This is a genomic window from Streptomyces sp. NPDC007162, from assembly GCF_040634175.1.
GTDB lineage: Bacteria > Actinomycetota > Actinomycetes > Streptomycetales > Streptomycetaceae > Streptomyces.
Window position 1 is genome coordinate 1 of record NZ_JBEYFC010000223.1, and the last position, 13,721, is coordinate 13,721.

The window sequence follows — 13,721 nt, forward strand, 5'->3', positions numbered from 1 at the left end:
GCCGCTTTTCCTTTTGGGTGGCCGCCCTCGGCTTTGGGGCGTGAGGTCCGTGCGGACCTCACGCCCCTTCGTCGTTCAGCGGATCACCGCGTCACCGTGTCAGTGCTTGCGGTGCGCCTTCGGCTGGTACGACTGGACGTAGCCGTCCGCCGGCGAGCCCACGCCCGTCACGTCGTCGTAGCCCTTCACCGCGGACAGGGAGCTGTCCTTGCCGAGGCTGCGGACCGAGGTCAGCAGGCCCTTGGTGGCGTCGTAGCCGTTGGCGAAGTCGACGCGGGCGACGGCGAGGCCGTTGCCGGTCGGGTTGTCGGTGACGTCGTGGAAGACGCCCGCCTTCCCGTACTTGGCGTAGATCGCCGGGTTGGCGAAGCCGAGCGCCTTGCCGCCGTTCGCCTCCTGCGCCAGCGCCTGGACCGCGGCGATGGTCGGCGCGGCCAGCGAGGTGCCGCCGATGCGGTACTCGCTGTACGCCTCGGTGCCGTCCGCCTGGGTCTGGGTCTGACCGACCAGGAAGCCCGTGTTCGGGTCGGCGATCGCCGCGATGTCCGGGACCACGCGGTTGCCGGTGCTGCTGTTGGCCTTCGCGAGGGAGTCCGGGACGACGCCCTTCTGGTAGTACGGCTCGTTCACCGTCTTGCTGGTGCCGCCGCCCGCGCCCGAGGTGAACGCGCCCGGGAAGTTGGTCCAGCTCTTGCCGTCTGCCGACAGCGCTGCCTTCTCGGTGCCCCAGCCGGTCTCCCACAGGTACTTGTCGCCCTTGCCCACGGCGAGGGAGGTACCGCCGACCGCCGTCACCCAGGCGGAGTTGGCCGGGGTGTCGACCTGCTTCGTCTTGGTGTTGGCGACCTCGTCGCCGTTGTCACCGGAGGAGAAGTAGAAGCCGATGCCCTGCACCGCGCCCAGCTGGAAGACCTGGTCGTAGGCGGCCGCGAGGTCAGGGGTCTGGTTGGCCTCGATGTCGCCCCAGGAGTTGGAGACGATGTCGGCCAGGTGGTTGTCGACGACCTTGCTGAGGGCGTCCAGCAGGTCGTTGTCCATGCAGGACGCGGCGCCCACGTAGGTGACGTCGGCGTCCGGCGCGACCGCGTGCACGGCCTCGACGTCGAGGGTCTCCTCGCCGTACCAGCCGGAGGCGTCGCACTCGTCGGCGCCGGTGTTCGTGTAGGCCGGGGGCAGCGCCTGGTGCAGCTGGCTCGTCTTCCATGCGGCGTCGCCGTTGGTCTTGGCGTAGGTGCCGGCGTCGAAGGCGATGGTCGGCGAGGCGTACGCGTCGGTGATGGCGACGCGGACGTGCTTGCCGGTGTACTTGCCGGCGCCGTAGGCGGCCCGCAGCTGCTTGCCCGTGTAGCCCTTGATTGCGTACGGGATCTTGCTGCCGTACGCGCTCGGCAGGGTGCTCGCGGTGTTCGAGCCGTAGTACGACGAGAACGGCCCGGCGTTCTTGAACACGGCGCCGGGAGGCGGCAGCGTGTCGTCGTGGGTCGCCTTGTGCGGCGCGTTGTCCAGGCCGGTGACGGTCAGGACGGCGGAGCTGACGGCGGCCGGCACCGACGCGGTCTTCGCCGGGGCGTGGTACGTCTTCGAGCCCTTGGCGTAGTTGTGCAGCTGGGTGGCGAAGGCACGCTCGACGGCGGACACGTCGCCGGAGACACCGATGTAGTGCTGGGTGACCTCGGTGACCGTCAGGCCGGAGCCGGTCAGCCAGGACTTGACGGCCTGCACCTGGGCCTTGGTGGCACCGTAGCGGGCCTGCACCTGCTTGGCGCTGAGGTACTTGCCGTACTGCGGCGAGCTGGGGTCGGACACCGCCTGCGCGTACGCCGCGAGGCCCTTTGCGTCCCGGCCGGCCAGGTAGACCCGAAGGGCCTTGACCTGTGCGCTGTTCGAGGTGGCGCCCTTGTCCGCCTTGGCCGTGGCCCACAGGGGCTTGGTGCCCTTGAGGGCGTCACGGGCCGGGTTGTCCGCGGCGTGCGCCGCGGGTATGCCGAGTGCAAGCGCGCCGACGATCATCGGCAGTGTCGCTGCCAAGCTCACGCCGGCCCGTACCTTGGCACGGTTCGATCTCATACTGCCCCCTGCTATGCGGTTCGTCGCATGGAGTGGTCGGTCATGCGTGATCACCGGGAGGCCAGCGGCGGAACGGCCCGTGAATGGATCACGCGGTGGACGTCACTCTTTCGATGAACTGTTCATGCCAGGGAAATGAGAATCCCAAGGAAGTCCCAAGTGGGAGTTGATTAGGGGCTTTTGGTCGCCTTTCGACCGCGTGCAGAACATTACAGATCGGTTGCGATTGTCGCTGAACGCTTGCGGTGCCGTTAAGTCGACAAATCCCCCATCTTGTACGACAGTTCAGGCGCGCGGCTTCGCGCCGCGCTCCTTCAGCATCTGCTTCATCGTGGTCAGTTCCGACTGCTGCGCGTCCACCATGCCCTGGGCGAGGTTCTTCTCCACCTCGACGGTGCACTTGGCCACACAGCCCTCGGCCATGTGGATCCCGCCCTTGTGGTGGTCCGTCATCAGCTGGAGATAGAAGATCTCCGCCTGCCTGCCGTTCAGCGTCCCCAGCTTCGCCAGCTCCGCGTCGGTCGCCATGCCGGGCATCAGCGAACCGTCCCCGCGCTCGGGCATGTCACCCATGCCCATCCAGGACATCGGCGGTTTCGCCGACACCTTCGGCAGGTCCCACAGGTCCAGCCAGCCCAGCAGCATGCCGCGCTGGTTGGCCTGCGTCTGCGCGATGTCGTAGGCGAGCCGCCGTACGTCCGTGTTCTTCGTGCGGTCGCGGACGAGGTACGACATCTCCACGGCCTGCTGGTGATGGACCGCCATGTCCCGCGCGAACCCCGCGTCCGCCCCGTCGGCGCTCGGCGCGCTCTGCCCGGAGCCGCCGCCGTCCTCGGCGACCGCGTACGTGATGGCGCCGGCCGCGACGAGCGCGGCCGCCGTCGTTCCGGCGACCCAGCCGATGTGCTTCTTCACGTCACATCGTCCCGCCCGTGCACGAGGCACCCGGCTCCGGGGTCTGCTTGCCCTGCACGTATGTCTCGAAGAACGTGCCGACCTTCGGGTCGTCCGCGCTCTTCACGCTCAACTGGTGTCCCCACGCCGACAGTTCGATCGGCGAGGTCTGGTCGGCGTACGGGCTCATCAGCGAGTACGGGGTCTGCTTCACCTTCGCCGCCAGCTTGTCCACGTCGGACTTGCTCGCCTTGTCGGTGTACGTCACCCAGACCGCGCCGTGCTCCAGGGCGTGCACGGCGTTCTCGTCCTTGACGGCCTTGGTGTAGACGTTGCCGTTGCAGTTGAGCCACACCGGGTTGTGGTTGCCGCCGACCGGCGGGTGCATCGGGTACTTCACGGTCCCGGCGACATGCGTACGGGACAGCTTGCCCGTCCAGGTCCGCACCCCGTCGCTGCCCGTGACGAAGTGCCCGGAGTCCCCGGAGTCCCCGCCCTTGGCGTCGCTCGCGCTGTCGCTCTTGTCCGACTGGGAGCGGACGAGCACCACACCGCCGACGACCAGACCCACCACGACCACGACGCTCGCGCCGATCGTCAGGATCCGGTTGCGTCGCTCGCGCGCCTGCTCCGCGCGCCGCATCTGCTCTATGCGCGCCTTGCGTTCGGCGTTGCCGGCCTTGTTCTTCGCGGAACCCATGAGGTGTGTCCTTCTGGGGGAAAGGGACGTGGACGGTGGGGCCCGCTGATCGTAATGGGAGAGATGGGCCGGTCGTAGGCAGGGCACAGGAAAGAGCCGGAAAGTCCCGGGATCCGACAGCAAACCGATAAGTTGAATGGTGGATGCGTATTACCTACGCTGGGCCGTATGCGGCTGCTGCGCTCCACCGACCTGGCTCTGCGACTCCTGATGCGGCTCGCCGTCGCGGGTGAGTCCAGCCCCACGACCCGTGAGGTCGCCGGGGACATGGAGGTGCCGTACACGCACGCGGCGAAGGTGGTCGCCGAGCTCCAGCACCTGGGACTGGTCGACGCCCGCCGCGGCCGGGGCGGCGGGCTCACGCTGACCGAGAAGGGGCGGGGCGCCTCGGTGGGGGCGCTGGTGCGGCTCTTCGAGGGGGACGGCGAGGTGGTGGAGTGCGAGGGGGCGACGCCCTGTCCGCTGAACTCCGGGTGCCGCCTGCGGGGAGCGCTGCGCCGGGCCCAGGAGGCGTTCTACGCGGCCCTGGACCCGGTGACGGTGGCGGACATGGTGGTGGAGCCGACGGGGCCGTTGCTGCTCGGCATTTCCAGGAGGCCGGGGGCGGCTTAGGCGCCTGCGGGGGTGCCCCCAGCGCCCCTGGAGGGGCGCTCAGGCCGCTGCCAGCCACAGGTCCGGGCCGAAGACCTCGTAGTGGATGTCCGCCGGGGACACGCCCTTCTCGATCAGCTGGGCGCGGATCGCGCGCATGAAGGGGAGGGGCCCGCACAGGTACGCGCGCGTGCCGGGTGCCACCTCGACGTCGGTGAGGTCCACCAGGCCGGTTCGGGTGCCCGGCTCGGCGTCGCGCTCGTAGAAGAAGTGGACGGCCGTGTCCGGCAGCTTCTCCGCGTACGCGGTGTGGTCGGCGCGCAGGGCGTGGTCGGCGGGGGAGCGGTCGCCGTGCACGACGGTGACCGGGGCGAGGTGGCCGTCGGCCGCGAGCGCGGCGAGCATCGACACCATCGGGGTGACGCCGATGCCGGCGGAGGCGAGGAGGAGGGGACGGCCTGCGGTGTCGCCGAGGACGAGGTCGCCGTACGGCTCCGACAGCTCCAGGGTGTCCCCTTCGCGCACGCGCGCGTGCAGGTGGTGGGAGACCTCGCCGTCGGGCGTCGCGCCGTCGCCGGCCACCCGCTTGACGCTGAACTGGCGGACCGATGCGCCCGGTGCGCCGGAGAGGCTGTACTGGCGTATCTGGCGGGCGCCGTCGGGGAGCATGACGCCCACGGACACGTACTGCCCGGCGCGGAAGCCGCGCACCGCCCGGCCGTCCGCGGGCCGCACCCGGAAGGTCACCACGTCGGCCGTCTCCGCGACCCGTTCGACGACCTCCCAGGGCCGCAAGCCGGTGGCCTCGCTCTCCTCGTACAGCCGCTTCTCGATGGCGATCAGCGCGTTGGCCATCAGCCAGTAGACCTCGCCCCAGGCGGCCGCGACCTCGGGGGTGACGGCCTCGCCCAGTACCTCGACGATGGCGGCGAAGAGGTGTTCGTGGACGACCGGGTACTGCTCGGGGGCGACCCCGAGGGAGGTGTGCTTGTGGGCGATGCGGCCCAGCATGGCGTCGGGGCGCCGGTCCGGGTGGTCCAGCAGGTGGGTGGCGAAGGCGGCGATGGAGCCGGCGAGGGCCTGCCGCTGGGTGCCGGCGGCCTGGTTGCCGCGGTTGAAGAGGTCGCGCAGCAGTTCGGGGTGGGCGGCGAAGAGCCGGGCGTAGAAACGCTCGGTGATCTCGCCGATGGCCGCGCCGACGGCCGGGAGGGTGGCGCGGACGGTGGCGGCTGACGGCTCGGACAGCATCGGGGCTCCTTGTGGCTCGCCCAACGGATCGACGCCTCGACGCTATTAAAACTTGCATCTCGGATTCAAATTTAAGGACCGTGGTGTCGGTCACTCCCGATCCGAATCCGCCATTACGGATGTCGGTGCGAGCAGGCAAGATGGGCGGGAGTGCAGTACACCTGCGGTACGAGAGCCGTTCAGGCCGAGGACGCCGACGCGATCAAGGTCGGCAACGCGCATGAAATGCTGTTGTGGTGTGATGCCCGGGTGCCCGACCGCCTCCTGTGGGACCGGGAGCAAGGCGGCCTGACCAGCAAGGATGGGGAAGCGGAAGATGGACAAGCAGCAGGAGTTCGTGCTCCGGACCTTGGAGGAGCGCGACATCCGGTTCGTACGCCTGTGGTTCACGGACGTGCTGGGCTTCCTCAAGTCCGTCGCCGTGGCCCCGGCCGAGCTTGAACAGGCCTTCGACGAGGGCATCGGTTTCGACGGGTCCGCGATCGAGGGCTTCGCCCGGGTCTACGAGTCCGACATGATCGCGAAGCCGGATCCGTCGACCTTCCAGGTCCTGCCGTGGCGCGCGGAGACCCCCGGTACGGCCCGCATGTTCTGCGACATCCTGATGCCGGACGGCTCCCCGTCCTTCGCGGACCCACGGTACGTGCTCAAGCGCGCCCTGGCTCGCACCTCCGACCTCGGCTTCACCTTCTACACCCACCCCGAGATCGAGTTCTTCCTGCTGAAGGACCGCCCGCTGGACGGCTCCCGGCCCACCCCGGCCGACAACTCCGGCTACTTCGACCACACCCCGACCAACGTCGGCATGGACTTCCGCCGCCAGGCGATCACCATGCTGGAGTCGATGGGCATCTCGGTGGAGTTCTCCCACCACGAGGGCGCGCCGGGCCAGCAGGAGATCGACCTGCGCTACGCGGACGCGCTCTCCACGGCCGACAACATCATGACGTTCCGGCTGGTCATGAAGCAGGTGGCGCTGGAGCAGGGGGTCCAGGCGACCTTCATGCCGAAGCCGTTCTCCGAGCACCCCGGATCCGGCATGCACACCCACCTCTCCCTCTTCGAGGGCGACCGCAACGCGTTCTACGAGTCCGGCGCCGAGTACCAGCTCTCCAAGGTGGGCCGCTCCTTCATCGCGGGCCTGCTGCGGCACGCCGCCGAGATCTCCGCGGTCACCAACCAGTGGGTGAACTCCTACAAGCGCATCTGGGGCGGCTCCGAGCGCACGGCGGGCGCCGGCGGCGAGGCGCCCTCGTACATCTGCTGGGGTCACAACAACCGCAGCGCGCTGGTCCGCGTCCCGATGTACAAGCCCGGCAAGACCGGCTCCGCGCGCGTCGAGGTCCGCTCCATCGACTCCGGCGCGAACCCCTACCTGGCCTACGCCCTCCTGCTGGCGGCCGGCCTGAAGGGCATCGAGGAGGGGTACGAGCTGCCGCCGGGCGCCGAGGACGACGTCTGGGCCCTCTCCAACGCCGAGCGCCGTGCCATGGGCATCGAGCCCCTCCCGCAGAACCTCGGCGAGGCCCTGACCCTCATGGAGGGCAGCGACCTGGTCGCCGAGACCCTCGGCGAACACGTCTTCGACTTCTTCCGCCAGAACGGCAAGGCCTTCTACACCTCGGACGGACTCGGCTTCGACAAGTCCGACCTGACGGAGTGGTGGACGGACGGCTACAACCGCGTCAAGGCCGGCATCGTCACCGACCCGAAGGTCGTCGCGCAGGACGCGCCCAAGTCCTCCCTCTCCGCCGGTCACGGCGCCTCGGAGTTCACCTGGGACAACTTCACCGTCCGCTACTCGGCGGAGGGCAGCAGCACCTACGGCCTGGCCCCGATCCCGACCATGGACGGCAAGCACACCGGGCAGTACCTGGCCTCCCTGATGCTCAGTGCCTCGGCCCGCACCGCGCACCCGAAGGAAGCCGCCCAGTTCATCGACTTCATGGTCCACGACCCCGAGGTCGGCAAGATCATGGGCTACGACCGGGGCATCCTCGCGAGCACCGAGCAGTACGCGGCGTACAAGCCGACGGACCCGGTGAACAAGGAGATCGCGCAGTACGAGGACGACACCGCCAAGGCGGGCGTGCTCGGCACGATCACCCCGCACCCCTCCGGTGCCGACACCATCGAGGCCGCCTTCCTGCGCATCGGCGGCGACCTCGGACAGGGCAAGACCAAGGTCGCGGACGCGGTGAAGCAGTTCTTCACCGAGTCCGAGGCCGCCTTCCAGGCCTGATGGGACCTGCCGTGACGCTCGTCAAGGACTCCCTGCCCGCGGCTCGCGGGACGCGTTCGGCCGCCGCCGCCCCCACCGGGCGGCGGCCGGGCCGCCGTCGCGAGAACCTCGCCGGCTACCTGTTCATGTCCCCGTGGATCGCGGGCTTCCTGCTGCTGACCGCGGGCCCGATGATCGCCTCCCTGTACTTCGCGTTCACCGACTACAACCTCTTCAACACCCCGAAGTGGGTCGGGTTCGACAACTTCACCAGGATGTTCGACGACCCCCGCTGGCAGAAGTCGGTGGAGGTGACCGCGAAGTACGTGGTCATCGGCACCCCGCTGAAGCTGCTGCTGGCGCTCGGGGTGGCGATGCTGCTCGCCCAGAGCCGGCGCGGCCAGGCCTTCTACCGGGCCGCGTTCTACGCCCCCTCGCTGATCGGCGCGAGCGTCTCGGTCGGTTTCGTCTGGCGGTCGCTGTTCTCCGACGGCGCGGTGGTGGACCGTACCCAGTCCTTCTTCGGCTGGCACGTCGGCGGCTGGGTCGGCAACGCCGACTGGGTGCTGTACTCCCTGGTCGCGCTGACGGTGTGGCAGTTCGGCGCCCCCATGGTCATCTTCCTGGCCGGTCTGAAGCAGGTGCCCAGGGAGCTGTACGAGGCGGCCGAGATGGACGGCGCCGGGCCGCTGCGCAGGTTCTGGAACATCACCCTGCCGATGATCTCCCCGGTGCTGTTCTTCAACGTGCTCCTGGAGACCATCCACTCCTTCCAGATCTTCGGCTCGGCGTACGTCGTCTCCAACACCCAGTGCGGCCCGGCCGACGCCACGCTCGTCTACACCTGCTACCTCTACGAGCAGGGCTTCAAGAACGCCCAGATGGGCTTCGCCGCCGCAATGGCCTGGATGCTGCTGCTCGCCGTCGCCCTGGTGACGGCCGTCCTCTTCTGGTCCCAGAAGAAGTGGGTGCACTACGAGGAGGACGCCCGATGAGCGCGATCACCACCAAGGTCACGGACGCGGTCGGCCGCAAGCGGGCCGGATCCCTCGCCTGGCACATCGGCGCCCTGCTGATCCTGGCGGTCATCCTCTACCCGGTGGTCTGGGTGATCGGGGCGTCCCTCAAGCCCAGCAAGGACATCATCAACAGCCTCCAGCTGCTCCCGTCCCATCCGATCCTGTCCAACTTCAAGGGCCTCGCCGACGGCATAGCCGACGTCAGCATCTGGACGTTCTTCCAGAACTCCCTGTTCTACGCCGGGGGCGCCGTCGTAGGAGTGCTCGTCTCCTGCTCGCTCACCGCCTACGCGTTCGCCCGTATCCGGTTCGCGGGCCGCAACCTGCTCTTCTCCCTGATGATCGGCACCCTGCTGCTGCCGTACCACGTGCTGCTGATCCCGCAGTACGTGATGTTCCAGAAGCTGGGCTGGATCAACACCTACGCGCCGCTGCTGATCGGCAAGTACCTCGCCACCGAGGCCTTCTTCGTCTTCCTGATGGTGCAGTTCATGCGGAACCTGCCGCGGGAGCTCGACGAGGCGGCCCGGCTCGACGGCTGCGGGCACCTGCGCATCTACTGGTCCATCGTGCTGCCCCTGTGCCGGCCCGCCCTCATCACCAGCGCGATCTTCACCTTCATCAACGCCTGGAACGACTTCATGGGCCCGCTGATCTACCTCAACGAGCCCGGCAAGTACACGGTCTCGCTGGGCCTGATGATGTTCCGCGACTCCGACGGCGTGGCCGCCAACTACGGCGGCATGATCGCCATGTCCCTGGTCGCGCTGCTTCCCGTCCTGCTGTTCTTCCTCGCCTTCCAGCGCTACCTGATCGACGGAATGGCGACCTCCGGACTGAAGGGCTGAGACCGTGTCCGACGACGTACGCGTGAAGCCCACACCCCTGTCGGACCGGTTCGGCGTCTTCGCCGAGTGCCTGCTCACCGGCGTGTGGATCGCCGTCGCCTCGCTGGGCGTCGTCACCTGGCCGGCCGCCTTCGCCGCCGGTGCCCGGCATCTGCGTCGCCGCACCGGGCAGGTCGGCGGCGGGTGGCGGGAGTTCGTGGGCGACTTCCGGGCCGCCCTGCCCGGCGGATGGCTCGTCGGGCTGGCGGGCTGGGTGGCGCTCGCCGTCGCCTGGGTGGATGTCCGGGCCGTGCGCGCCGGGCTGCCCGGCGGGCCGCTCGTCGGGGCCGTCGGCCTGTTCGCGGTGATCGGCCTGGCGGTCGCGGGACTGCGCGCGGCAGCCGTCTGGACGCCGGGCGACCGCTGGCGCAGCCTGCTCGCGGCCGCCGGCCGCCGTACCGTCCTCGACCCCGGCGGATCCTTCCTGCTCGTCGGGGGAGTGGTCCTGCTGGTCTGTTCCGCCCTGCTCATCGCGCCGCTGGCGGTTCCCGCGCTGGGTGCCGTCGCGGCGGCGGCCGTCGCGGTGGAGGAGCGCCACCGCCGCCGCCGCTGACCGGCCCCGCACCAGGGACGGCGCCCGGCCGGCGCCGCACCTTACTCTGTCATGCCCCTGACCATCTTGCACGCGCACGGAAAGGAAGGCGGACCATGTCGCCCATCCCTCGCAGGTCCCTTCTCAAGGCGGCCGCCGTCGCCGGTGCCGCCGCCCAGTTCAGCTGGGCGCTGGGCACGAAGCAGGCGCAGGCCGCGCCCGGAGCCGAGGCCGCCGACGCGGACCCGGTGACCCTCGACTGGCTGGAGGACGGCGGACTCGGCGCCGCGCCCGGCTCGACCGTCGGTGTGCCCTGGCCGATGGGCACGTTCCGGGAGGACCAGGCCTTCGCACTCACGGACGAGGACGGCAAGGACGTCCCGGTCCAGTCCTGGCCCCTCGCCTACTGGCCGGACGGCTCCCTCAAGTGGACGGCCCACGCGGTCGGTTCGGGCAACGGCAAGCTCACCCTCGCGGCGGGCGACCCGGCGGCGCCCGACAGCAAGGTCACCGTCGGCAGGACCGGCGGCACGATCGACGTGTCCACCGGCGTGATCGCCGTGAAGATCGGCAAGAACGGCGCCACCCTGATCAAGTCGGTCACCCGAGGGTCGACGGAGATCGCCAGGAACGGCAGACTCGTCCTCATCCGCCAGCCCGAGGTCGAGGACGAGGACCAGGGGACGGTGAGGACCGAGCGCTTCGACGGAGCGATCGACTCCGTCACCGTCGAACAGGACGGACCGGTCCGCGCGGTCGTCCGCATCGACGGCAAGCACCGCAAGGGCAACCGGAGTTGGCTGCCGTTCTCGATCCGGCTCTACTTCTACGCGGGCGCCGACTCCTTCCGCATGGTCCACACGATCACCTACGACGGCACCCAGGAGCCGGGCAGGGCGAGCGGTGACTTCATCCGCGGGCTCGGCGTCCGCTTCAGCGTGCCGATGCGCGACGAGGCGTACGACCGGCACATCCGGATCGGCGGTGAGGGGACCGGCCTGCTGCGGGAGGCCGTCCAGGGCATCACCGGCCTGCGCCGCGACCCGGGCGCGGCCGTGCAGGCGGCCCAGTACGCGGGCCAGAAGCTGCCCGACCCGGCCACCTGGGACCAGCGCGTCACCACCCGCCTCCAGTACATCCCGCACTGGGGCGACTACACCCTCGCCCAGCTCTCCGCCGACGGCTTCACCCTGCGCAAGCGGACGAAGAAGGGGTACGGCTGGATCGCGGCCGGCGGCGGCGGGCGGGCCTCCGGATTCGGTTACGTCGGCGGCGCGAGCGGCGGGTTCTCCTTCGGCCTCAGGGACTTCTGGGAGAAGTTCCCGGCCCAGCTCGACATCCGCGACGCCCACACCGACGAGGCCGAGGTCACCCTCTGGCTCTGGTCGCCCGAGGCCCAGCCGATGGACCTGCGCTTCTACCACGACGGCATGGGCCAGGACACCTACGCGAAGCAGCTCGAAGGCCTCAACATCACCTACGAGGACTACGAGCCGGAGTTCGGCACCCCCTACGGCATCGCCCGCACCTCGGAGCTGCTGTTCTGGGCCAACGAGACGACACCGACACCCGAGGCGCTGGCCGACCAGGTCGAGGCCGTCCGGGTGCTCCCGCAACTCACGGCCCCGCCGAAGCAGTTGATCAAGGCCAAGGTCTTCGGCCCGGGCCTGTTCTCCGAACCCGACCGCTCCACCGCCGCCAAGGCGAAGATCGAGGACCACCTCGACTTCCTCTTCACCTACTACAAGGACCAGGTGGAGCAGCGCCGTTGGTACGGCTTCTGGGACTACGGCGACTTCATGCACACCTACGACACCGTGCGCCACCAGTGGCGGTACGACGTCGGCGGTTACGCCTGGGACAACTCCGAGCTCTCACCCGACCTCTGGCTCTGGTACGCGTACCTGAGGAGCGGGCGCTCCGACATCTTCCGGTTCGCCGAGGCGCTCACCCGGCACACCGGCGAGGTCGACGTCTACCACATCGGCCAGTGGGCGGGACTCGGCACCCGGCACGGGGTGCAGCACTTCGCGGACAGCGCCAAGCAGCAGCGCATCTCCAACACCACCTACCGGCGCTTCTACTACTTCCTCACCGCGGACGAACGCGTCGGCGACCTGATGGCCGCCAACGTCGACTCCGACGAGACCTTCCTCGTCCTCGACCCGCAGCGCAAGGTCCGCACCGACCCCTACACCCCGGACCGGCACGCCCTGTCCATCGGCTTCGGCACCGACTGGAGCGGCCTGGTGTCGGCCTGGCTGACCGAGTGGGAACGCAAGGGCCCCAAGTGGGAGAAGGCCAGGGCACGCGTCCTGTCGACGATGGAGGGCATCGCCGCCCAGCCCAACGGCTTCGTGCAGGGCAGCGGTCTGTACGACCTCGACACCGGCAAGTTCGCCACGGCCGCCACCCCGGTCGTCTCCGTCTCCCATCTCTCCGCGGTCTTCGGCCTGAACGAACTCTGCGCCGAACTCATCTACCTGGTCGACATGCCGAAGTTCAACGAGGCGTACCTCGACTACTGCCGTTACTTCAACGCCACCAAGGCCGAACAGGCGGCGCGCTACGGCTCCAACTTCGGCACCCTGCTGCTCTTCCAGGGCCACTCGCGGCTCGACGCGTACGCGGCGGTACAGACCGGCGACCAGACCCTCGCCCAGCGCGCGTGGACGAAGTTCTACAGCTCCGACGGGTACACGGAGTCCTCGCCGTGGAAGACCGAGCCGCTCTCCGGCCCGGTCACCCTCGTCGCGGGCGGTGAGGCGAGCTGGGTGTCCTCCAACGACACCGCGCTGTACGGGCTCGCGGCCATCGAGAACCTGGCCCTGCTCGGCGACAGGATGCCCTCGTAGGGAGGGGTGGGGGAGCGCCGTCGCACGGGCGGCGGCGCTCGCGCCCACGAGTGTGGTCCAGGTCACTTCGCAGGGCATGAGTACGCGTACTCAGACGCGGCGCACGGGCAGACTCCGCCCATGGACCGGAACCACTACCGCTTCCTCAGCCGCTGGCCGCTGCCTTTCGGGGCCCCGGCCGTCTACCGGGCACTCGAACGGGTCGAGGACTACCCGTACTGGTGGCCCCAGGTGCGCTCGGTCACCCGCCTGAACGACACCACGGGCATCATCACCATCCGTTCCTTCCTGCCGTACGACATCACCTTCACCGCGCGCGAGACCCGGCGCGATCCGGAGGCCGGCGTCCTGGAGACCGGTATGACCGGCGACATCGAGGGCTGGGCCCGCTGGACGGTCGTCGCCGACGGCGCCGGCGCCCTGGCCCGCTACGAGCAGGTCGTGGACGTCAACAAGGCGCTGCTGCGGCGGCTGGCCGTCCCCGGGCGGCCGCTCTTCCGTGCCAACCACCGGCTCATGATGCGGTCGGGACGGCGCGGACTGCTCGGGCACCTGCAAGCGGTTTGAACGAAACCCACGGCTCCCTGTATCGTTCACTGCGTTCCCGGGCGATTAGCTCAGTGGGAGAGCGCTTCGTTCACACCGAAGAGGTCACTGGTTCGAACCCAGTATCGCCCACCACCGGGAAGGCCGGTCCGCCTGTGCGG

10 protein-coding genes, 1 tRNA gene and 1 pseudogene are annotated in these 13,721 nt (G+C 69.4%); 8 read left to right on the forward strand and 4 right to left on the reverse strand.

The genetic code is table 11. The features are described 5' to 3' along the window. Nucleotides 1–99: 99 nt before the first annotated feature. The 3 genes from ABZ646_RS24850 to ABZ646_RS24860 all read right to left on the reverse strand — a co-directional run bounded on the left by ABZ646_RS24850 (nucleotide 100) and on the right by ABZ646_RS24860 (nucleotide 3,661). The gene (locus ABZ646_RS24850; RefSeq protein ID WP_360522873.1) at nucleotides 100–2,067 is read right to left on the reverse strand and encodes a S53 family peptidase; all 1,968 of its coding nucleotides are present in this window, start codon (nucleotides 2,065–2,067) and stop codon (nucleotides 100–102) included. A gap of 285 nt (nucleotides 2,068–2,352) precedes the next feature. After that, on the reverse strand, nucleotides 2,353–2,982 hold the full coding sequence (locus ABZ646_RS24855; protein WP_360522876.1) for a DUF305 domain-containing protein: 630 nt from the start codon (nucleotides 2,980–2,982) through the stop codon (nucleotides 2,353–2,355). Between the two features lies 1 nt (nucleotide 2,983). Then, nucleotides 2,984–3,661 carry a DUF3105 domain-containing protein gene (locus ABZ646_RS24860; protein ID WP_360522879.1) on the reverse strand — a complete coding sequence of 226 codons (678 nt, stop codon included), beginning with the start codon at nucleotides 3,659–3,661 and terminating at the stop codon, nucleotides 2,984–2,986. A gap of 168 nt (nucleotides 3,662–3,829) precedes the next feature. Between ABZ646_RS24860 and ABZ646_RS24865 the strand changes: the two genes are divergently transcribed. Then, entirely contained in the window at nucleotides 3,830–4,273 is a 444-nt protein-coding gene (locus tag ABZ646_RS24865; RefSeq protein ID WP_360522882.1) for an Rrf2 family transcriptional regulator, read from the forward strand. 39 nt (nucleotides 4,274–4,312) lie between these two features. Here the strand turns inward: ABZ646_RS24865 and ABZ646_RS24870 are convergent, their stop codons facing one another. Then, on the reverse strand, nucleotides 4,313–5,500 hold the full coding sequence (locus ABZ646_RS24870; protein WP_360522885.1) for a globin domain-containing protein: 1,188 nt from the start codon (nucleotides 5,498–5,500) through the stop codon (nucleotides 4,313–4,315). 316 nt (nucleotides 5,501–5,816) lie between these two features. On the opposite strand from ABZ646_RS24870, the pseudogene ABZ646_RS24875 reads away from it, so the two are divergent. The 7 genes and pseudogenes from ABZ646_RS24875 to ABZ646_RS24905 all read left to right on the forward strand — a co-directional run. After that, nucleotides 5,817–7,103 (forward strand): annotated as a pseudogene (locus tag ABZ646_RS24875) (glutamine synthetase family protein); the annotation flags it as partial. A 650-nt stretch (nucleotides 7,104–7,753) separates the two neighbouring features. After that, on the forward strand, nucleotides 7,754–8,716 hold the full coding sequence (locus ABZ646_RS24880; protein ID WP_360522888.1) for a sugar ABC transporter permease: 963 nt from the start codon (nucleotides 7,754–7,756) through the stop codon (nucleotides 8,714–8,716). Beyond that, entirely contained in the window at nucleotides 8,713–9,588 is an 876-nt protein-coding gene (locus tag ABZ646_RS24885; RefSeq protein WP_360522891.1) for a carbohydrate ABC transporter permease, read from the forward strand. The genes ABZ646_RS24880 and ABZ646_RS24885 overlap by 4 nt, the downstream gene beginning before the upstream one ends. Before the next feature lie 22 nt (nucleotides 9,589–9,610). Further along, nucleotides 9,611–10,180: a hypothetical protein gene (locus tag ABZ646_RS24890; protein ID WP_360522894.1), complete on the forward strand. Its 570-nt coding sequence runs from the start codon at nucleotides 9,611–9,613 to the stop codon at nucleotides 10,178–10,180. A 95-nt stretch (nucleotides 10,181–10,275) separates the two neighbouring features. After that, nucleotides 10,276–13,014, forward strand: coding sequence for a Tat pathway signal sequence domain protein (locus ABZ646_RS24895; RefSeq protein WP_360522897.1), 2,739 nt, complete (start codon nucleotides 10,276–10,278; stop codon nucleotides 13,012–13,014). A 120-nt stretch (nucleotides 13,015–13,134) separates the two neighbouring features. Next, nucleotides 13,135–13,581, forward strand: coding sequence for an SRPBCC family protein (locus ABZ646_RS24900; RefSeq protein WP_360522900.1), 447 nt, complete (start codon nucleotides 13,135–13,137; stop codon nucleotides 13,579–13,581). Between the two features lie 39 nt (nucleotides 13,582–13,620). Beyond that, nucleotides 13,621–13,695 (forward strand) — tRNA-Val (locus ABZ646_RS24905). Nucleotides 13,696–13,721 lie beyond the last annotated feature (26 nt).

Bases quoted from the DNA above. Each gene is read 5' to 3' on its own strand.
- ABZ646_RS24895 (WP_360522897.1), top strand. From the start codon at position 10,276: ATGTCGCCCATCCCTCGCAGGTCCCTTCTCAAGGCGGCCGCCGTCGCC.
- ABZ646_RS24860 (WP_360522879.1), bottom strand. From the start codon at position 3,661: ATGGGTTCCGCGAAGAACAAGGCCGGCAACGCCGAACGCAAGGCGCGC.
- ABZ646_RS24870 (WP_360522885.1), bottom strand. From the start codon at position 5,500: ATGCTGTCCGAGCCGTCAGCCGCCACCGTCCGCGCCACCCTCCCGGCC.
- ABZ646_RS24900 (WP_360522900.1), top strand. From the start codon at position 13,135: ATGGACCGGAACCACTACCGCTTCCTCAGCCGCTGGCCGCTGCCTTTC.
- ABZ646_RS24885 (WP_360522891.1), top strand. From the start codon at position 8,713: ATGAGCGCGATCACCACCAAGGTCACGGACGCGGTCGGCCGCAAGCGG.
- ABZ646_RS24850 (WP_360522873.1), bottom strand. From the start codon at position 2,067: ATGAGATCGAACCGTGCCAAGGTACGGGCCGGCGTGAGCTTGGCAGCG.
- ABZ646_RS24865 (WP_360522882.1), top strand. From the start codon at position 3,830: ATGCGGCTGCTGCGCTCCACCGACCTGGCTCTGCGACTCCTGATGCGG.